Origin of the sequence: Companilactobacillus pabuli (assembly GCF_014058425.1) — a bacterium.
In the GTDB taxonomy this organism is placed as follows: Bacteria; Bacillota; Bacilli; order Lactobacillales; family Lactobacillaceae; genus Companilactobacillus; species Companilactobacillus pabuli.
The window spans coordinates 642801-663985 of the sequence record NZ_CP049366.1 but is presented as its reverse complement, the minus strand read 5'-3'; the positions used below and the strand labels follow the sequence as shown (position 1 = coordinate 663985).

At 35.5% G+C, this 21185-nt stretch carries 18 protein-coding genes; 6 read left to right on the top strand and 12 right to left on the bottom strand.

Features of this window, described 5'->3' with window-relative positions:
- The first annotated feature begins 41 nt into the window (after positions 1 to 41).
- Positions 42 to 761, top strand: a complete 720-nt coding sequence (locus tag G6534_RS03195) for an MIP/aquaporin family protein (protein WP_059075157.1) — start codon at positions 42 to 44, stop codon at positions 759 to 761.
- A gap of 46 nt (positions 762 to 807) precedes the next feature.
- On the opposite strand, the gene G6534_RS03190 is transcribed toward G6534_RS03195, so the two are convergent.
- The 3 genes from G6534_RS03190 to G6534_RS03180 are packed head-to-tail and all read right to left on the bottom strand — an operon-like array spanning position 808 to position 3648.
- Complete coding sequence (locus tag G6534_RS03190) at positions 808 to 1479, bottom strand: ECF transporter S component family protein (RefSeq protein ID WP_182083135.1); 672 nt, start codon at positions 1477 to 1479, stop codon at positions 808 to 810.
- On the bottom strand, positions 1460 to 3055 hold the full coding sequence (locus G6534_RS03185; protein ID WP_182083134.1) for an ABC transporter ATP-binding protein: 1596 nt from the start codon (positions 3053 to 3055) through the stop codon (positions 1460 to 1462). The genes G6534_RS03190 and G6534_RS03185 overlap by 20 nt, the downstream gene beginning before the upstream one ends.
- Positions 2989 to 3648, bottom strand: coding sequence for an energy-coupling factor transporter transmembrane component T family protein (locus G6534_RS03180; RefSeq protein WP_161936675.1), 660 nt, complete (start codon positions 3646 to 3648; stop codon positions 2989 to 2991). The genes G6534_RS03185 and G6534_RS03180 overlap by 67 nt, the downstream gene beginning before the upstream one ends.
- Positions 3649 to 4038: 390 nt before the next feature.
- On the opposite strand from G6534_RS03180, the gene G6534_RS03175 reads away from it, so the two are divergent.
- On the top strand, positions 4039 to 4419 hold the full coding sequence (locus G6534_RS03175; protein ID WP_119318292.1) for a DUF4430 domain-containing protein: 381 nt from the start codon (positions 4039 to 4041) through the stop codon (positions 4417 to 4419).
- 47 nt (positions 4420 to 4466) lie between these two features.
- Here the strand turns inward: G6534_RS03175 and G6534_RS03170 are convergent, their stop codons facing one another.
- The 7 genes from G6534_RS03170 to G6534_RS03140 form a co-directional block, all read right to left on the bottom strand.
- On the bottom strand, positions 4467 to 6113 hold the full coding sequence (locus G6534_RS03170; protein WP_182083133.1) for an aryl-sulfate sulfotransferase: 1647 nt from the start codon (positions 6111 to 6113) through the stop codon (positions 4467 to 4469).
- Positions 6114 to 6255: 142 nt separating this feature from the next.
- The gene (gene dhaM, locus G6534_RS03165; RefSeq protein WP_059075161.1) at positions 6256 to 6624 is read right to left on the bottom strand and encodes a dihydroxyacetone kinase phosphoryl donor subunit DhaM; all 369 of its coding nucleotides are present in this window, start codon (positions 6622 to 6624) and stop codon (positions 6256 to 6258) included.
- A 2-nt stretch (positions 6625 to 6626) separates the two neighbouring features.
- Positions 6627 to 7214 (bottom strand): dihydroxyacetone kinase subunit DhaL, encoded by a 588-nt coding sequence (gene dhaL / locus G6534_RS03160; protein WP_059075162.1) that lies wholly within the window; start codon positions 7212 to 7214, stop codon positions 6627 to 6629.
- A 13-nt stretch (positions 7215 to 7227) separates the two neighbouring features.
- Entirely contained in the window at positions 7228 to 8220 is a 993-nt protein-coding gene (gene dhaK, locus G6534_RS03155; RefSeq protein ID WP_059075163.1) for a dihydroxyacetone kinase subunit DhaK, read from the bottom strand.
- A gap of 496 nt (positions 8221 to 8716) precedes the next feature.
- Positions 8717 to 10042, bottom strand: a complete 1326-nt coding sequence (locus G6534_RS03150; protein ID WP_059075109.1) for an NCS2 family permease — start codon at positions 10040 to 10042, stop codon at positions 8717 to 8719.
- Between the two features lie 298 nt (positions 10043 to 10340).
- Complete coding sequence (locus G6534_RS03145) at positions 10341 to 12437, bottom strand: AAA family ATPase (protein WP_059075107.1); 2097 nt, start codon at positions 12435 to 12437, stop codon at positions 10341 to 10343.
- A gap of 12 nt (positions 12438 to 12449) precedes the next feature.
- Positions 12450 to 12671 carry a hypothetical protein gene (locus G6534_RS03140; RefSeq protein WP_057813547.1) on the bottom strand — a complete coding sequence of 74 codons (222 nt, stop codon included), beginning with the start codon at positions 12669 to 12671 and terminating at the stop codon, positions 12450 to 12452.
- Between the two features lie 147 nt (positions 12672 to 12818).
- On the opposite strand from G6534_RS03140, the gene G6534_RS03135 reads away from it, so the two are divergent.
- From G6534_RS03135 to G6534_RS03125, 3 genes are all read left to right on the top strand, one after another.
- Positions 12819 to 14537 carry a DUF6792 domain-containing protein gene (locus G6534_RS03135; RefSeq protein ID WP_059075106.1) on the top strand — a complete coding sequence of 573 codons (1719 nt, stop codon included), beginning with the start codon at positions 12819 to 12821 and terminating at the stop codon, positions 14535 to 14537.
- Positions 14538 to 14961: 424 nt separating this feature from the next.
- Positions 14962 to 16359, top strand: coding sequence for a branched-chain amino acid transport system II carrier protein (brnQ, locus tag G6534_RS03130; protein WP_059075105.1), 1398 nt, complete (start codon positions 14962 to 14964; stop codon positions 16357 to 16359).
- Positions 16328 to 16864, top strand: a complete 537-nt coding sequence (locus G6534_RS03125; protein WP_059075104.1) for a GNAT family N-acetyltransferase — start codon at positions 16328 to 16330, stop codon at positions 16862 to 16864. The genes brnQ and G6534_RS03125 overlap by 32 nt, the downstream gene beginning before the upstream one ends.
- Before the next feature lie 31 nt (positions 16865 to 16895).
- Here the strand turns inward: G6534_RS03125 and G6534_RS03120 are convergent, their stop codons facing one another.
- Together G6534_RS03120 and G6534_RS03115 are read right to left on the bottom strand one after the other, a co-directional pair.
- Positions 16896 to 18236 (bottom strand): glucose-6-phosphate isomerase, encoded by a 1341-nt coding sequence (locus G6534_RS03120; RefSeq protein WP_059075103.1) that lies wholly within the window; start codon positions 18234 to 18236, stop codon positions 16896 to 16898.
- 59 nt (positions 18237 to 18295) lie between these two features.
- On the bottom strand, positions 18296 to 18916 hold the full coding sequence (locus G6534_RS03115) for a VanZ family protein (RefSeq protein WP_059075108.1): 621 nt from the start codon (positions 18914 to 18916) through the stop codon (positions 18296 to 18298).
- 112 nt (positions 18917 to 19028) lie between these two features.
- Between G6534_RS03115 and G6534_RS03110 the strand changes: the two genes are divergently transcribed.
- Entirely contained in the window at positions 19029 to 21179 is a 2151-nt protein-coding gene (locus G6534_RS03110) for an LTA synthase family protein (RefSeq protein ID WP_182083132.1), read from the top strand.
- Positions 21180 to 21185 lie beyond the last annotated feature (6 nt).

Below are 21185 nucleotides of genomic sequence, written 5' to 3'. Positions count from 1 at the left end.
TCACATGTAAGCGCAGTCATTGTGAAATTGGAGGAGATTACATGAATGATAGTTTAACCTTACAGCTAGTAGGGGAATTCGTTGGTACATTAATTTTGATCTTACTTGGTGACGGAGTTGTCGCCGCAGTTACTTTGAAAAAATCTAAGGCCGAAGGTTCTGGTTGGATTGCCATTGCTCTTGGTTGGGGACTTGCAGTAACTTTGGGGGTTTACTGTTCAGCCTTTTTAAGTCCAGCTCATTTGAATCCAGCAGTTACGTTAGGTATGGCCATTGCTGGAGTCTTCCCTTGGTCTAGCGTCATTCCTTATATGATTGCTCAAACCTTAGGTGGTATCGTTGGTGCCATTATTGTTTGGCTCAACTACTATCCACATTGGGAAGAAACCGAAGATTCTAGTGCAATCTTGGGTGTTTTTGCAACTGGACCTGCCATTAGAAATTACTTCTTTAACTTTTTAAGTGAATTCATTGGTACATTTGTCTTAGTTTTCGCACTATTAGCCTTTACACGTGGTAAATTTACTGAAGGATTAAATCCTATTGTTGTCGGACTATTGATTACAGCTATTGGTTTCTCACTTGGTGGAACAACTGGTTATGCGATTAATCCAGCCCGTGATCTTGGACCAAGAATTGCCCACCAAATTCTACCAATTGCCAATAAAGGCGATTCCGATTGGGCTTACAGTTGGGTTCCTATTTTCGGACCTCTAGCTGGTGGTGCTGTTGGTGCATTCTTATATTTACTAATTCCGTAATAATTTAAAAAGCGAACCTAAATCAATAGGCTCGCTTTTTTCATGCTCAAAATAAATCATACTTTTTCTTATAGTTGTTGAATAACTTTATCCACCGTTTACCCACGAACAATAACAATACGGCAGTAAACAAGGCGTGAACGAAATCAAAATAAAAACTAGCTAAAATTGAAGTAAAAATACTCTTAATTGTAATTGGATCAACATAACCGATAATGTAATAAATATCCATGATCCAGCCCATCAAAAAGCCACTGAAAAAGCCCCAAACAACCAAGAGCCACTTAGGAACATCGTTACCCATTAAACCTGAAACTAGACCAATCACACCTAACGCAAACATCTGCCATGGCGTCCAAACACCTTGTCCAAAATACATATTAGATGTCAAAGCAATGATTGTTCCCATTAAAAAGCCAGTCTCTGGACCACTAACGACTGCTCCCATAATTAAAATAAACAATTCTGGCTTTACAGATGGCAAGGCCGCAAAAATTATTCTACCGACAACTGCTAAAGCACAAATAATAGCAATAAAAACTATCTCCTTAGAATTGTGTTGTGACTTCTCAAATTTCCAAAAATAAACTCCCAGAGTCACAATTAAAAATCCAAATGAGAATAATAAATAGTTTCGACTAGAAAAAACGGCCATCAAAACTAAAACTAACAGTGATAATACTAATAAAATTGTTGATTTACGATTCAAATCGTTCAATATCCTTCCATGTTAAAGCTTTGGGGAAAATATCTCTCAAAGCTTTATTTATTTCTGTTGTATAAAAAAATCTGTGACTAAAAAACATCTGTGGACTATTGAACTCACTTAACTTGCCACTAAACATCAATGCCACTTGATCAAAGTACTGAGCCGCAAATAATAAATCGTGACTATTGACAAAAACTGTGCCACCTTTTTCTTGAAAATCTTTGAGACGTCGGCCCAACTCCATTCGTTTATTGGGATCTAGGCCCTTTGTCGGCTCATCTAAGAACAAAATTTGTGGATTCTTAATAAATCCCAAGGCTAACGCCAAAAATTCTTGCTGACCACCGCTTAGGTCATAAGGGCTGACGTTTTCCAATCCTTCTAAAGAAAAGGCTTCTAAAACGTCCGCCACTTTTTGCTGGCTCTGGCTCAATTCAATTTGAAATTCTAATTCCTTTACGACTGTATCTTTAACAAACAAAGTTGCTGGATCTTGTGGTAATACAAATACATTACGATAAAAATCTTTAGTTATTTTTTTTCCAGCGAACAAAATTTGACCAGATTGCTTTTGCAATTGTTGCGTAATGACTTTGAGTAACGTCGTCTTTCCCATGCCATTGGGACCAACTACACAATAAGATAATCCCTTCATCAACTTAAAGCTGACATTATCAACAATGTTGTTGCCATTGTAATTAAAGCGAAAATTCAATCGATTCACTGAAAATAATTCGTTGTCACTCTGAATCGGAACATCACTATCTCTAAATTTCAATTCAGTTTGATGACGATGGATAATTGCACCTAATTTTTTATTATTTAGAGGCAAAGAAACTCGTTCTGGTAAATGCAATTCCAAAAATAACCGATCCGCTTGCGTTAAATAATTTCTATAACGAGGATTGCCAAAAATGGTTAGCAATGCTTCATTGATATTCTGATCAACAATCAAGTGACTTGCTTCCATGATGACTAAACGATTCGCATACTGTATTACTTGATCTAGTTTATGTTCCACTAAAATAATTGTCATATCAAACTCAACATTAACTTTATGAACCATTTGCAATAACTTCTCGGCTGCAATTGGATCAAGCTGAGAAGTAGGTTCATCTAAGAGTAAAACTTGTGGTTTCAAAATCAAGGCACTGGCTAAATTGATCAATTGCTTTTGACCGCCAGATAGATTCTTAACTGGTTCATCCAACAAATTAATTATTCCCAAAAAACTAGCAATTTCAGCGATTCTCAAACTACTTTCATTGTCAGATTGACCTTGATTATCGAGGATAAACTTTAATTCATCCCTAGGTGTTTCCATAATCAACTGATTATCCACAAATTGTGAAACATAAGCAAAATGATTAGTGTCACGTAACAATTCAGTTTCAATATTACCAGAACTCTTACCGTCAGCTATTGGCAATAACTGTTTTAACAAAGTACTTTTACCACTACCAGTCTCCCCAATCATTACCACAAAATCACCCTTGTTGAGCGCAAAATTAATCTTGTCTAACGAAAGTCTTTGACTGTTGTAGTATTGGAAACTGTAGTTTTTGAAACGTAATATTTCCACCATAAATACGCCCATCCTCCTGTAATTAATGGCAACAAGATTAGTAAACTGTCCAAAATCATGATTATCCAAATTTTAATATCTGTTTGAATAGATAAATTAGCCGAACCAAAGTTTATTTTACCAATTTTTAAGATTACCAAAATTAAATTGATTATTATTGATATTAAAACGGTACTCAAGATTGCCCAGTCACTGGTTTTAAAATCAGTCTTGCCTATTTTTTGTTGTCGCTGTTCATAACCTTTCAAAGTTAATGCATCGGCCACATTCATGAAATTGGCAATCGACTTATTCAACACCACTTCTGTTAATGCCATAGTTTCTTTGATTCTTTGACTAAATTTTTTTGATTCTTCATAAATTCGAAATTTATTTAATTCTTTAGTCTCACGATAAATAGCAATAATTTGGGGAATGAATTTAATTGTTAAAACAAAGACAATCGCCACACTCTTAAAGAATTTTGCTAACAATTCAAAAATAACTTTGATTCTAATCAACGCATCGTATAAATAAAAGGCCCACAGCAAATTAACAAATGAAATTCCTAAAATAATACCATTACTAAGCGATTCAGTAGTAATTTTTACCAAAGGCAACACCAACAGAAGATTATTGCCACGCTGATTTAAAATCAAATTAAACAATACGGTAACTAAAAAAATCATTCCCGAAAATTTATAATACGTTTTGAATTTTTCTTGTCGTGTATAAAATGATACAACCAATAGTGAAATTAATACGCCAGTAATAATAATTGGATTATTAAACAGTAGAGATATCAAAATAACATTGGCCAAATAAATAAATATTACCAAATTATTAGTATTTTTTTGAAAATAAAAAACTAACTGATTCAATATCCCCACCTCTTTTCCAATATTCTTATTCTAACTTATTAACTTTAAAAAACTAAATGATTCAAGAAAGTTTTATTTTGTTATAATTGAAAACGTGTTTAATTTATGAGGAGGATTTTATCGATGAAAAGAATTGCTGCATTTTTAGCTACATTATTGATGCTACTCGGAGTATTCGCTCCAGCCGCTGCAACACCTGTTCAAGCTAAGTCAACTAAGAATATCAAGGTAACTTACGTCTTGAAGAAGAACAAGAAACAAATCGCCAAGAAAACTCTAACTTTAAAGAAAAATACCACTGTTTCTAAAGGGTTGAAAAAAGCCTGGAAAGTTACTGATAAAGATGGCTTCATCACAAAGATCGATGGTCACAAACAAAATACTAAGAAAAAAATTTACTGGACTTTTACCGTCAACAAGAAACAAGTTAATGTTTCAGCTGACAAGAAGAAATTACATAACAAAGACAAAGTCGAATTCAAGCTTTCAAAATATAATGGCTAATAAAAATGCATTCAACAATTCCAAATGGAAAATGTTGAATGCATTTTTTATTTGTTAACGTTAAATGTATAAGAACTTGAATAGAATGGAACTCGATATGCTCTATAAACATAAGCTTTGGAGGCCGCATTTTCAATTGTTACGTTGAAAACTTGATTACCGGCTTGGTCGACTTCAATAATATTACTTTCTTTACCATTACTCTTATATCCGAAATCGACTAATGTATTACCATTAGATTCTCTTTCAGCATATCCGATGATATTAGTAAAGTTAGCTTTACCCAAGTTTTTCCCATAAGCCCAAGTTTGATCAATTGTCATATTCTTAGTATTGATATGATATTGAACAGCTTGTGAATACTTACCACTCGTCTTCTTATCACCATTTGTAACATCGATATTATTGTCGTACAAGAGTACATCTTCAGAATTTTTGCCTTTACTCAAAAGGTATAATCCGTGTTGACCACCAGTAATTGATGTTCCTTTAGTTGGTGTTAGAACCTTACTACGATATTTCTTAGGCCATGATGACTTCTTCTTGCCACTGTAAATCCAGATGATTTTATCGGTCTTATAATCTAGTTTCATAATCATATCTTGATTACGTCCTGAAATCATAATTGAATTATCAGATGCATCGTAGTCAATTGCATTTTGATGGAACCAATCGACTTTATCATCTGAACCAGCTTTATAATTCTTGTACATTGAACTAGGCAAGATCTTCTTCAAATCGATAACTTTGACTACTTTACCGGTCTTATGAGAAATCTGAACCATAACATCTTCTTTGTACTTCGAACCATCGCTGACCGTAGCTAAAATATCTTTATTTGGTAATTCAACTAAATCATGGTGAATCAAAGTAGTTTCATCTTTGGCATTTCCTGAATCATTTGATTTCGTCTTAGTACTGAAAGTATATTCTTTATAAACTCGGCCTAAAACGTCTGTTTCAATCAAGTCATTGTATACTTGTGAATCTTGATTTTTCTTGGTCAAAACTAACATATGACCATTAGAAATTTGTTCAATCGTATGTTGTGAATAATCAGTTGAATACCAACGAACTTCTCCATCAGCATCAATTGCAAATGGTTCTTTGGTTGTTCGATTAACGATAGTTAACTTATTGTCACCGATATCCATTTTTGATTTATCATTCTTAGAAACAGTTATCTTGGCATTCTTGACGTATTTTGGCAATGAACCAGTCTTAATTTGAATTGTCTTTTCATCAGTTGTGTTATCCTCATAAGTAACTTTAATCGTTACATTATTAGTAGTATTAGCATACAAACCTACTACTGGTACTTGATGAGTTGTAGAATTACCATTTACCTTATTAGTAATATCCGTCTGATTAGTTTTACCCTCAACAGTATATGAAACTTTCGCTTTTTGATCAGTGTGGAAAACTACTAACGCAGTCAATGGTGACGTCTTATATGGATTAACCTTAATATACGGATCATCCAGTGTATACTTTTTATTTTTGACTACTTTTTGGTAAGTCTTTGTTAACGTTGCTTGTTCATCCTCACGTGTAGTAACAAGCTTCGAACCGATATTTTTCTTTATCTGAGCGGTAGATAGTACTTGTGAATCATTGCTGCTTTGACTACATCCCACTAAGAGAAAAGAAATAAATAATAACGGTATTAAAGAAAATACGACTCTCCTCCTCAAAAAATTATTCCCTCCTTTTATTCTTATACGAATAATTTAGCAAATAAATATTTATATTCCTTCAACATTTTATGAACATTCTATGAAATTTTGTTCAAAAAAAGCCTAAAATTATCTATTTCAGGATAATTTTAGGCTTAATTTATTTAATTATTAATGGTTGAAGATTCTTTTCAATTTCAGTCAATGGAGTATCAACTTGAGCTAAGGTAGCAGCTGTATAAGCGCCTTCTACCAACGCCACGTCATATTTATGAATTGTTTTATCGGTCATTTCCATCAACATTTCAAGGTTCATCTTCGAACTACCTAAATCATAAAAAGCTAAAATTTCATCACCAGTATTATTATCAACAGCCGCTTGAATTTTCTCCAATGAAGAGCCAATTTCATCTTCATCAGTCCCACCAGCTGTGGTAATTGACAAATCTGGTGCTGCTTGAGAAATTAAATCTTTCACTCCAGCAGCAATTTTACTAGAGTGAGAAACTATCACAATTCCATATTTCATTATTAATCCCCCAACACTTCTAGTAAGGATTCAAATAAGTACGCACTTGACTGTGCACCAGGATCAATATGGCCCTTTGACTTTTCCTCTAGATAACTAGCACGACCCTTAGTTGCTACTAACCCTTTGACATTTTCTAATGCTGAGTCGATAACCTTCTGCTCGAAAGCATCATTTTTTAAAGCATCGCTAATTGGTTGCCAAACATCGATCATTGTCTTCATACCGACATCTGATTGGCCACGACGTTTAATACCATCAGTTCCAATTTGGATTAAATCGGACAATTCAATATTTTCTGTTTTGACAGCTTTAGACATATCTAAAAAGGCAGTTCCATACAAAGGACCTGAAGCCCCGCCAACCTTTTGGATCATTGCAAAGGCAGTTGCTTTATATAAATCAGCCACGTTTTCGGGATCCTTTTTAGCAAAAGAATCTTTGATAGCATTCATCCCACGATCCATATTAGTTCCGTGATCACCATCACCAATTGCCGTATCTAATTCGTTTAAGTTTGCTTTGTTAGCTTGAACTTTTTCTACAAATAAATTAATCCATTTTTTAGCATCAACTAATTCTATTTTCATCGTATCTTCCTCTCTACCAAGCGATTGTTGTAACTGGTTCCTTTAAGAATTTGATCCAATCACTATCTGCTTTCATGATAGTCAAAGAAATTCCTTGCATATCAAGTGATGTGACTAGATTGCCAACTTTACTAAATTCTACATCGATACCTTTATCAGCTAATTCTTTCAAAACATCATTAGCAAAAATGTATTGTTCCATCAAAGGAGTTCCACCCATACCATTAACTAAAATAGCAAAACTACCTGATTTATCATCAAATTCCTTTAAAATCTTTTCAATCAATTCATGTGCCAAGTCTTTTGAAGGTTGGATCTTTTCAACAGCATAGCCACGTTCATTGTGGATACCAATACCGTATTCAATTTCATCGTCACCTAATTCAAATCCAGGATGCCCAACAGCAGGCACAGTAGCTGCATGAAGAGCAATTCCAATAGTTTTAGTATTGTCGATAACCTTTTGGCCTAAAGCTGCGACATCGTCTAAGGACATCTTAGAACGAGCAGCAGCGCCAACGATTTTTTCAACTAAAGCAGTACCGGCAACCCCACGTTTACCTTGAGTAAATTCACTGTTTTCTACTGAAATATCATCGTCAACGACAATCGTCTTAATTTTAATATCATCCGCTTCAGCCATTTCTTTAGCCATGTCGAAATTCATAACATCACCGGAGTAATTTTTAACTACTAACAAAACACCCAATCCTTGATCAACTGCCTTGATAGCTTCATAAATTTGGTCAGGAGTTGGTGAAGTAAAGACTTCTCCAGCTACAGCGGCACTGAGCATTCCATCGCCCACGTAACCAGCATGCAATGGTTCATGACCACTACCACCACCAGAAACGATACCGACTTGTTTGTTTTCAGCAAATTTCTTATCATTTCTAACTACAGCAGTCGTACCGTCAATCTGTCTTACTAAATCAGAATTGGTTTTAACTAAACCTGAAATCATTTCAGGAACAATATCCTCAACATTATTAATAATCTTCTTCATGTTCTCCTCCTTGTTTACGCTTACAAATTTTATTATACAGCTTTTTCATAACAAAAAAACTACCCTAGAAATTGATTCTTTATTAAGCTAGATCAGTTTGGGATTCCGTCCTCCATAGCAAAGAAAATTTGGCTGGAACGTAGTGGGCACGATTTTGAGCTTTTGCATAAACCAAGTGCACAAAATCTCAAAACTCGGCCTTATTCTAAGCAACAAGTTGCTAAGAATAACTTCACTACTGAGCCAATTTTCTTTGCTATTCCAGACTAGACAGTGGTTCTATATCTTTATGACCAAACAAATAAGCCTCAATTCAGATAAATAGTTAATCGACTATATCTGAATTGAGACTTTTTGATTTACTTGAGATAAATAATAAATGTCGTTATTTCATTTTTGTGGATGATCAGTACTTCCAGCGTCCACAAAGCAGAATGGACAACGACATCTAACGGTAACCTAATTTAAGAAAGAATCAGAAATTAGAGTATTTTTTTTATGCCAAACTAGCTTTAGGCAAAATATTAATGATATAAAGTAAAATTACGAAAACAACGAACAATCCATACATGATAGGATTGATTTCTTTTCTCTTACCGGCAGCCAACATAGTAATTGGATAAACCAAGAAACCAAAAGCAATACCGTAGGAAATGTTATAAGTCAATGGCATACCAACGATTGTTAGAAAGGCTGGCAAAGCAATTTCAAAGCGATCCCATCTGATTCCTTTCATTGACTGTGCCATCAATGTACCAACGATAATCAAGACTGGTGCTGTAACGTTAGTTGTCACAACCGATAATAATGGTGAGAAAAACATTGATAAAGCAAACATAACACCGACTGTGATTGAAGTTAAACCAGTTCTACCACCAACGGCGATACCTGCTGAAGATTCAACATAAGCTGTTGGAGGAGTAGTACCAAAGACGGCCCCACTGACCATTGAAATTGAATCAGCCATTAAAGCATGACCAATTCTTGGCATTTTACCATCTTCGTCTTGCATAACGTCAACTTGTTCAGCCAAACCAATCAAAGTACCAGCAGTATCAAAAAAGGCTACTAATAAGAAGATTATTACAACAGCCCATAGCTGTGGATGCGTAATATCTGAAATATGCATCACTCCAACACCAAAAGTTGGCTTTAAACTAGGGATTGTCGAAACGATATGCGATGGCATAGGAATCAATTTAGTAACTAAGCCCACGATAGTCGTAAAGACCATCCCGATAAAAATAGCTCCAGGAATTTTACGAGCCATCAAGATTGCTGTTACTAACAATCCAACAATTGTCAACCAAGTAGTAGGAACAGCAAATGATCCGATAGCTACTAATGAAGACTTACTAGCGGTGATCAGTCCCCCACCTTGCAGACCGACAAAGGCGATAAAGATACCTAACCCGGCAGCCACCGCCAACTTCAAATCTTTAGGTATTGCATTAATAACAACTTCACGAATTTTCATTAATGAAAGAACTAAGAAAATCAAACTGGCTACAAAAACTCCGGCCATGGCTGTTTGCCAAGGAATTCCCATCGCTATAACGACAGAATAACTGAAAAAGGCATTGTCGCCTAATCCCGGTGCAATCGCAATTGGATAGTTAGCCAAAATCCCCATCAAAATTGAACCAACGACTGCAGTTAATGCTGTAGCGGTAAATAAAGATCCTTTGTTCATCCCCGAGTCTCCCAAAACTTGCGGATTAACAAATAAAATATAAGCCATAGATACAAACGTTGTTAGACCAGCTAAAATCTCACGTCTAACATTTGTCTTGGCTTCTTCGAGATGGAATAAACGTTCCATAAAACTTAAATTCCGTCCATCTTGTAATGAATTCACAATAAACGCCCCTTAGAAAATATAAAAACTTTTTTCGAACTTTTCTAGTATTGCAGATTATTCGGGTTTTGACAAGCAAATTAGAAACATTTTATTATTTTTTATTTATATCGTTCGGATTTTGCTATTATTTTATTAATATATTTTGGATTTTAAGCAAATTCATAGTTACGTATAACGCTATTGTTCGGATTTTGCTGAAATTCGCACAAAAAAAGAAGACTCAAACGAGAAACGTTCAAGTCTTCTTTTTTCAGAAATATTAGTTTGTAACAGCTGATTTTTCAGAAATCTTAATAGTTCCATCAACTAAATCAGCTTTTAAGTTTTTAACGTCCAAATGGTCGAGATAGAATTCAGCTACTTTATCTCTAATTTGTTGTTCAATGACACGACGTAATGGTCTTGCTCCCATGGCTTCATCATATCCTTCATCAATCAACCATTCTTTAGCTTCTGGTGTGACCTCCAAAGTGATTTGCTTCTTAGCCAAATTAGCATTGACGTCATTTAACATTAAGTTAACGATTTGGTTCAAGTCTTTCTTTGATAGATGAGTAAACTCAACGATACCATTGAATCTATTCAAGAATTCTGGTTTGAAGTAAGGAGCCAATTTATCCATTAACTTCTCATCTTCAGTTGCTTTATTGCCAAATCCAGCATTGGATGTAGCAATAATGATCGTATTCTTGAAATCAACGACGTTTCCTTGTCCATCCGTCAAACGACCATCATCCATAACTTGCAATAGCAACGTCAATACTTGAGGGTTGGCCTTTTCAATTTCATCTAACAAAACGATGGAATATGGATTACGACGAACCTTTTCAGTTAACGTGTTGCCATTATCTTCGTAGCCGACATAACCAGCTGACGTACCGATCAACTTAGATACCGCTGTTAAATCTGAATACTCACTCATATCCAAACGAACGATAGCATCCTTACTGCCAAACATATCTTTGGCTAATTGTTTGACTAATTCCGTCTTACCAACACCAGTAGGACCAACGAATAAGAAACTACCGATTGGACGATTGCCATCATCAAAACCAGCCCGGTTACGACGAATAGCTCTGACTACCATATCAACAGCTTCATTTTGACCGATAACCTTACTCTTTAAGCGTTTGCCCATATCTTTGAGACGTTCAATGTCGCTGGCACCCATTTGTGATACAGGAACACCAGTTAATCTTTGAACGGATTCAGCAATGTCGTTAACAGTTGCTACTGGTTCATCAGTCTGTTCGTCACCTTTATCAAGTTTTGCTTGTAAGTCTTCAATGTGCTTCTTCAAACTAGCGGCTTTTTCATAATCTTCTTTTTTAGCAGCAGCTTCTTTGTCAGCTTCGGCTTGTTTGAGATCTTTTTCCAAACTTACTTTGTCAGTTACCGGATTTTTAGCTGCCAAGTGTGCCGCTGTCATATCGATCAAGTCAATTGCCTTATCAGGTAATGATCTTTGAGGAATATATTGAACGGAATAATCAACTGCAGCCTTCAATACATCATCTGGTAATTTGACGTGATGATGATCTTCGTATGATTTACGTAAGCCCTTCAAGATTGCTACAGTAGCATCTTTACTTGGTTCATTAATCGTTACATCATTGAATCTTCTTGCCAAAGCAGCATCTTTCATAATTGTATTACGATACTCATCTTGAGTTGTGGCACCAATAATTGAAATCTCACCACGACTCAAAGCTGGTTTGATAATGTCAGCCAATCCTTTACTACCAGAATCAGAGCCACTTGAGCCCGCACCGATAATTTGATGAATTTCATCGAAGAACAAGACGACATTGCCAGCCTTTTTTACTTCGGCCAAAAGCTTTTGAATGTTCTCTTCAAATGATCCACGGTATTGTGTCCCCGCTTCAAGAGAAGAAACATCGATTGAAATAATTTGTTTGTCTTTGATAGCTTCAGGTACATCGCCTTTGACGATTGCTTGAGCTAAACCTTCAACTACCGCAGTCTTACCGACACCAGCATCACCAACGAGAATTGGATTATTCTTCGTTCTCCGGCTTAAAACCTCAGCTGTTTCTTGAATCTCTTTATCACGGCCAATAACTGGATCCAAAAGTCCATCTTTAGCTTCTTGAGTCAAATTACGACCTAACTTCTCTAACATTGTGCCATTTTTTGTTTGTTTATTATCGCTGATAGGAATATTCTCCCCAGCAGTTCTTGCTTCTTGATATTTTGCTAATTCTTCAGGAGTCAATTCTTGACCATTCACATAATACTTAGCTTGCGAATTGCCGTTTTGTTGACTCATTAATCTTCTAAATATTTCGTCCATATTGTCGTTAAATGGATCTCCATCCCAAAATGATCTTGCCATATAAAAGCCTCCTCACTTTAAGTAATGCAATTCCAATTCACGCAGAACTTTCCACATTGCTGTATCCTGCGCCTTGGCAATTGCCTCTATATCGCGCAAATTGATAGATGTGGCGGAAGATTGTTTTTTGTTGAAAGATTTATGAAGCGTCGTATAACCATACCCGCTCTTTTTTGCTATTACATAAATTGTTAATCCGTTGTCTTCTAAGTATGATTTGATATCTATTCTCATCTTTCTCCAACCTCCACACTTATAGTATAGCACATTTGTGATATAACACAAATGTGAAGTATCACAAATGTGCTATATTTTTAAAATGATTCTTAATTCCTAATTTATCAACATTTTGTTAAACTAAAACTATTAAGAGGTGATTTAATGAGGGCCTTACTAAGTACTTTAAACAGATTAAATCATGTTTATGATCAACTCGATTTACTCAATTTTCGAGCTCACAAGAATCTTCCTTTAACTTTCAACAAGGAAGATAGTAAGAAGTTACTACCCCAAAACAAACGTCTTTATTTCAGCTATTCTTATCTAAATAAAGAAAAATCTCGTTTAACAAATTTACTGTTGAACCAAATTGTCGATTTGCGTTTACCAATTTTTATAAAAAACAAGACCATTCATCCCCAAATGATCGATAAAGTCTTAAAGCTGCAAAATATCAATCAAGCTCCTAGCAAACAACGTTTCAAATTGCCTTCAAGAAATCGTAAAATCAATAAATTAAAACAGTTAATTACGATGATTGAAAATGAAAATCTAAATCTTTGTCGTGGATATCTCAATCAGATTTATATCATTTTACTGATTCATCACGCGCTCCCCTTAGATTTAAGAGAACAGCGTTATCAAGCTGGAGAATTGTTACAAGATAGCGATTTTCGAACAAAGCTTTTGCAATATGATTACGATCGTTACTTGTATGAAGAATTTGAACCGGAAAATTACTTGCGATTATTGATTTACAATCGCGTTCATCGAATGCCTGATTACGTCAAATCATTTGAAGCAAGAAAGGTTTTGCCGGAAGCAGCTGATTGTGGTTTTTCTGCTACAGCTTTTCAAATTGCCATTGATGGTGTCAAAGAAGTTTACATCGCTTTTCGTGGGACTGAAGGTGGGAATGATAATACCATCAAATCCCGTAGTAAAAGATTCGAGGCATCAATTCTAGAAACATATAAAGACTGGGATTACAACGTCAACGCCATCTTGATTGGAAGCGACAAAAATCTCAGCCAGTTGAAAATGGCTCGTCAATTCGTACAATACGTTAAGCAACATAGTCTATCTGACTCTCTAGTTTATGGATTAGGACACTCTTTAGGTGGCCATTTCGTCCAAACTCTGCAATTAATGGATAATTCCTTTGACGCTGGTTTCACACTCAATTCTGCCCCAGTGAATTTAAAATTGATTCAACATTTAAAACCTGAATTATTTACTCCAGAAGTCTGGAAAAAATTATTCAATCTAACTGATGACACTGAAAATGTGAAATACATTACGACTGACTTGAAAAACCAAATCAATCACGTGTTATCAAATGACTATTCTGAAATCATCAATCAAAGTTTTGAACAAGATATGACTCAAGTCTTCTATGAATTGCCTTTTACTATTTGGATTGGTCAAAAATGGGAATACAATTTGAGCAATTGGAAATATCCTTTTAAAAATCACCCTCGGGCTTTTTTGAGTAGCGGTGAAATTCATGCCTACCAAAGATTCTTCGAACAATTATTTGCTTACCTAACGATTTCCAATAATAGTGCTCAAGTCGTCAAAAACAGTATGAGTTTTATTAGACATCGAACTCGCATCTTGCACGATACGATCAATGACCCTAGAACAGCTAAATACTTTTTTGACTATGCTAATTATTTATATCAATCAGGAGTCTTCAATGATCGTCCACAAAAGATTAGTCAAACTTTCATTGAAGAAAATAATTCTGTTCTTCGTGGTTCGTTACGCGAGTGGCCTTTTTTGAAGAGTATAAATACTGATATGTTAAGCCTTGCAACCTACTTCCACGTTATAGATGGGGCCAAACATTTCCTCAACCGCAAGCCAACTAAATTATAAAAATTATAACTTTATTAAAATAAACCTTGAAATTTTAATTTTATGTGCCTATAATACGAACCAACAAAACGTTGAAGAAAAAAGTAGAAATCTCAAAAACGCATAGTGAGTCATGTTGAGTGAAAAATGACCGTCATGAGAATTTTGAAAATCATTTCTGAGTTCGGTGCCGACATGTAGGTTACCGTGGCTGCCACCATTATCAGGCTAGCGGATTATTTGTCCGTTAAGTGAGTGAGTATTTTTGTAATACCCATAAAAGGTGGTACCGTTCTATTTGAGCCCTTTTCCTTAGCTGGAAGAGGGCTTTTTTTGTTCCTAACGTTTTTAAAATTTCAAAAGGGGTGGTTAAAAATGGATTCTGATATTAGTGGCATTAAAAGCCCATCACAGATTAGAAACAACATTTTTAGGAGGAAGTTTTATGAAAGACGATTACGATTTATCAGGAGAAAAAAGAAGTAAGAAAAAGGTACTACACCTATTAGTAGTATCATCACTAATTTTTGGAATGTTCTTTGGTTCTGGGAACTTGATTTTTCCAGTCCATTTAGGACAATTAGCCGGCAACAATTGGATGTCAGCCGCATTTGGCTTTGCAATTTCTGGTTCACTCTTTCCGTTACTAGCAATTTTGGCTGTCGTTGTGACGAAGAGTGATGGCTTGTATGATCTAGCTCGTCCAGTTGGTAAATTCTATGCCGCAATGTTTTTAGTTTTGGTTCACCTGACCATCGGACCTTTCTTTGGTACTCCACGTACTGCTGCTACCGCTTTTGAAATGGGACTCAAACCATTCTTGCCAGCAAAATTTGACACCGTCGGGATGTTAGTTTTCACCGCTTTATTCTTTGGTTTAGCCTATGTTTTAACCGTTCACCAAAACAGATTATTGAAATACGTTGGAAAATATTTAAACACTATCTTCTTGGTATTATTAGCTGTTATCTTCGTAGTTGCCTTCTTGAACCCTATGGGTGGTTTGAATCACATGCCAACTCAAGCTTATCAAACTAGCGCTACTGTCAGCGGTTTACTTGAAGGTTACAATACAATCGATGCCGTTGCCCTTCTAGCTTTGAGTGTTACTTTCGTTCATGCTGTTAAAGGACTTGGCTACAAAGATAGAGAACTAACTGGTTTAACTGCTAAAGCTGGTTCTTTGAGTATCGCCTTAGAAGTTTTAGTTTACTTTGGATTAGTTCTATTAGGATCATTTAGTTTGAGTAGATTAAACCTTTCTGACAATGGTGGTACTGCTCTTTCACAAATCGTCAATTACTACTTCGGTAACTTCGGAGCTGCCTTCTTAGGTGTTCTGGTTACCTTAGGTGTCTTCACTACTGCCATGGGACTTGTTGCCTCATTCTCACAAGATTTCCACAAATTGTTCCCTAAAGTAAGCTACTTAGCTTGGTTACGTGTCACAACTGTAATGTCATTTGTTGTTGCTAACGCAGGACTTGATAACATCATCGCTTGGTCACTACCAGTACTAATGCTACTTTACCCACTGTCATTAGCTTTGATCCTCGTTTCTTTGACAGTTCACTCAAAACCATACGCTGGAGTCGTTTATAAAATGACCATCGCTTTCACAGTTTTGCCTGCTGTCTTTGATATGTTGAATGCTTCACCAGAAGCCGTTACTAATTTAACTTTCGTCAAAACTGCCTTGAACTTCTATCATCAATACGTTCCATTCGCTAGTTTAGGATTAGGTTGGGTTACATTGACTCTAGCAGGATTTGTTCTAGGACTAGTCTTTGGTAAATTAGGAGTCTTTGCCAGTGCAACCAATTCTGTTGAAAGCAGAAATTAAGATGATTCAAGTCGTTTCTACCACTAAAGATTTTAATTTCCAAAAGATCAGTAATTTGTATTATCAAACTTGGCAATACGCTTATGTTGGGATTGTCCCACAAGCCTTATTAGACAATTTAAGAGTTGATAATTGGCATCCAGAGACTAGATGGAACAATACTTTAGTTGCCTTAGACGACGACAAAGTAGTCGGGGTTTGTTCATTTGGTCCGGCTCGACGTAAAAAGTATCAAGGATTTGGGGAGATCTATACGCTTTACGTCTTGCCAGAATATCAACATCAAGGCATCGGTCAAAAATTATTCACAACTGCCTTAGAAAATTTAGCTAAAAAATTTAATGATTTTTACTTAATTGTTTTGAAGAAAAACTTAATAGCCCAAGCATTTTACGAGATGTTTGGCTTTGAAGAAACACTCGATCAAATCGCTGATCAAACAGAATATGGCATCGTTCATGAAGTAGTTTTTACATCGAACGACAAAAAAAGCACCCTCGATTGAGGATGCTTTTTCATTTGTAATTATTTATAAATTATAGTCTCTTGTTTAATTCTTCGCCAAGTTCTTCATAACCAGGACGGCCAAGTAGACCAAACATGTTCTTCTTGTATGCTTCAACACCTGGTTGGTTGAATGGATTGATACCGTTCAAGTAACCAGAAATACCAACAGCAATTTCGAAGAAGTACATCAAGTAACCTAAGTTATAGGCATCTTGTTTTTCAATGTGAACTGTCATAACTGGAACGCCACCGTCAGTGTGAGCTAGAACAACACCTTCGTAAGCCTTCTTGTTAACGAAGTCCATTGACTTGTTTTCCAAGTACTTCAAACCATCAAGGTTATCTTTTTCAGCAGGAATCTTAACGTCATGTCTTGGTGTGTCGATTAAAACAACAGTTTCCATCAAGTTACGACGACCTTCTTGAATGTATTGACCTAATGAGTGCAAGTCAGTTGAGAAGTTAGCTGATGATGGGTAGATACCCTTTTGATCTTTACCTTCAGATTCACCCATCAATTGTTTCCACCATTCGCCAAAGTATTGAACGTTTGGTTCGTAGTTTTCTAGCAATTCTGTTGTGTAACCTTTACGGTACAAGATGTTTCTCAAAGCAGCATACTTGTAAGCATCGTTCTTTGTAAGGTCAGCTGATGAGTAGTCTGTACGAGCTTGTGCAGCACCTTCCATCAACTTGTCGATGTCGATACCAGCAACGGCGATTGGTAATAGACCAACAGCTGTAAGAACTGAGAAACGACCACCGATATCATCAGGAACAACGAATTCTTCGTAACCTTCAGCATCTGATTCTGTCTTCAAAGCACCCTTGGCACGATCTGTTGTAGCGTAGATACGTTCCTTAGCACCTTCAACACCATATTTTTCAATCAACTTAGCTTTCAAAATTCTGAAAGCAATTGAAGGTTCTGTTGTTGTACCAGATTTAGAAATGATATTAACACTGAAATCACGGTCGCCGATAACGTCTAGTAAATCAGCTAAGTAATTTGGAGAAATTGAGTTACCACAGAAGTAAACTTCTGGAACATCTTTTTCATTCTTAACATTGTAGAATGATGAACTTAGGAAGTCGATTGCAGCACGTGCACCTAAGTATGAACCACCAATACCGATACCAATGAAGACTTCTGAGTCTGATTGGATCTTCTTAGCAGCTTTCTTAATACGAGCAAATTCATCTTTGTCATAATCAACAGGCAAATCGATGAAACCACGGAAATCAGCACCGGCACCAGTACCCTTACGTAGTTCTTCATCAGCAGCATTAACTAATGCTTGCATTTCGCCAACTTCGTTGTCATGAACGAACTTGCTCAATTTTGAATCATCAAATTTAATTTGAGTCATTTATCTCTCTCCTCCATATATATCGTCAAATCTAAGATTAATCATTTTCGAAGAAAATTTCAAATTTTTATTAGCTTTTTTATCCATTTTCCTAAAAAATATAATAAATACCCTACCACAGCACCTAAAGTATTGAAGATAACATCATCAATATCGGTGACACCAGTATTTAAAACAAACTGTAAAGCTTCAATTGACACTGAAATCATCGCACCCATTAAGACAACTTGCAGAAAGTTGAGGTGGCGCTTACTTAATGCGGGAATGAAGAATCCCATCGGTACGAACCACACAATATTACCATACAAATTATAAAAAAAGTCGACCAATGACTTAGCATCTGCTAACTTCATCGTTTCTATCAGTGGAATGGTATTTATATCGGATAACGGACGGTGCCAGAAAAATTTGAATTGCCATATGAAGTAGCCATCTCGAAAAACTGTCAAAGCAAAAAGTAGGAAAACATAAAAAACGAACACGCTGAGCCAAAACTCATACCAAAAGGTAGTATTTCTTTTCTTTATTTTAACCCAGATATACCTTAAAATTATAAAAATTAAAGTATATAATATTGCTTTATCAACAGCGTAAAAAGAAAGCCGAATCAATGGAAAATGATTAAATTTTGTTGCAAAACGCGCATATATATAACTATATAATGGTCCTAAAAATATCATTTTGCTCATTCTTTCCCACTTTTTACCTATAACGTATTATACTAACAATTAAGTGATTTATTTAGTCTTTAAATAGATTTATTTAAGAATTTTTAAAAACAAGGAATTTCTAATGAATAAATTAAAAAATATCTTGAACAAGCGATTGGGCTTTATGGCTCTATTAGTCGCTTTACTATGGATCAAAACTATTATTGCCTATTACTGTGATTTTTCACTAGGCGTTTCGGACCCGTTACAACATTTTATTTTAATAATCAATCCCATTGCAACAGCCGTTATACTTTTGAGCATAGCGTTATACATCAATCGTTCCAAAATTTCCTATATCGTTATGGGCTTTATCTATGTTTTAGAGTCAGCCCTTTTATACGGAAATATTCTTTATTACCGGGAATTTAGTGATTTTCTATCTTTTAACACAATCGCTGGTGCTGCTAAGGTCTCCAAGGGTCTCGGTGGTAGTGCTGCTAATTTAGTTCAAATCCATGATTTTATTTATGGATTAGATTTCATTATTTTAGCAATTTTGTTACTAACCCATTATATCAAAATTGATCCTCAACCTATGAAAAAGTTAACTGCAATTGCAACAACTTTTTTGGGAATCTTTCTCTTCTCATTAAATTTAACTATTGCTGAAAGTAATCGTCCACAATTACTAGGACGGACCTTCGATCGTGCTTACATTGTTAAATATTTAGGTTTAAACAGTTTCCTAGCCTATGATTCGATTAAAACAGTTCAAAACAATCAAGTGCGTTCGGAAGCTGTTGGTACCGATATGGATGACGTTTTAACTGAAGTTAAAAAGAATTACGCCAAACCCAATCCAACATACTTTGGCAAAGCTAAAGGTAAAAATATTATTGTAATTCATTTGGAAAGTTTTCAACAATTCCTCATCAATTACAAAGTTAATGGTCAAGAAGTTACACCGTTTTTAAATAGCCTTTACAGTGATAAAAACACGATGTCGTTTGATAATTTTTACCATGAAGTTGGTCAAGGAAAAACTAGTGATGCTGAGAATATGTTAGAGACAGGACTCTTCGGATTGCCAGAAGGTTCCCTCTTCTCAAAACTCGGCAGTGACAATACTTTCCAGGCTGCACCGGCCATTCTTGGACAAAAAGAAGGCTATACTAGTGCCGTTTTCCATGGGAATATTGGAAGTTTTTGGAATCGTGATAATGTCTATAAAAACATGGGCTATGATTATTTCTTTGATTCAAATTACTTTAACAAAACAGCCGATTCTAGTTTGGAATATGGTATGAAAGATAAACTGATGCTTTCAGAAAGTGTTAAGTATCTTGAGCAATTGCAACAGCCTTTCTACACTAAATTTATTACCGTTACTAACCATTATCCATTCGAATTACCAGATGAAGACAACGATGGTTTCCAAGCACCTAATACAAGCAACAGTGCTGTTAACAATTACTTTTTAACTGCTCATTACTTGGACAATGCTTTGCAAGAATTCTTCAATTATCTAAAATCTAGTGGGATCTATGATAATTCCATGATTGTTCTTTACGGTGATCATTACGGCCTTTCCAACAGTCAAAATCCTGATTTGGCTCCATTGTTAGGTGTCGATACGAATGATTGGTCCGACTTCAATGATTCGCAAATGCAAAAGGTTCCCTTTATGATTCACATGAAAGGCCTTAAAGGTGGTATCAATCACTCTTATGGTGGTGAGATCGACGTCTTGCCAACTATTTTACATTTGGCCGGGATCAATACTAAGCAGTACATTCAGTTAGGAACTGATTTACTATCAAAACAACACAATCAAATCGTTATCTTTAGAAATAAAAACTTCGTCACACCTCATTACACAGTCTTAAAGAATAGTAATGGCGACCCAGAAGTTTATAAAAATAAAACTGGTGAGTTGGTAGATTTAAGTCAAAATCCTAAATTAAAAGAAAAAGTAGCTAAATGGCAACAATACGTCAACGACAAATTGAAACTATCCGACACGATCAACAACAAGAACCTTCTGAGATTCTACACGCCTACTGGTTTTACCCCTGTTGATAGCAAGGAATATAATTATCAAAATGAAATTCAAAAATTGGTTGCTACTAGAAATAATCTTGGATTGAAATCTACAAGTGTCTATTCACAAAATGGCAACAAGTCAACTACCAACCTTTACTCAACTGATGCACCTGAACTAAATGGTGACCGGTCTGTAATTGATAGTTGGTCCAGTGTTCTAAAAGGAAAAAATGATTCTACTAATTAAGTTGGT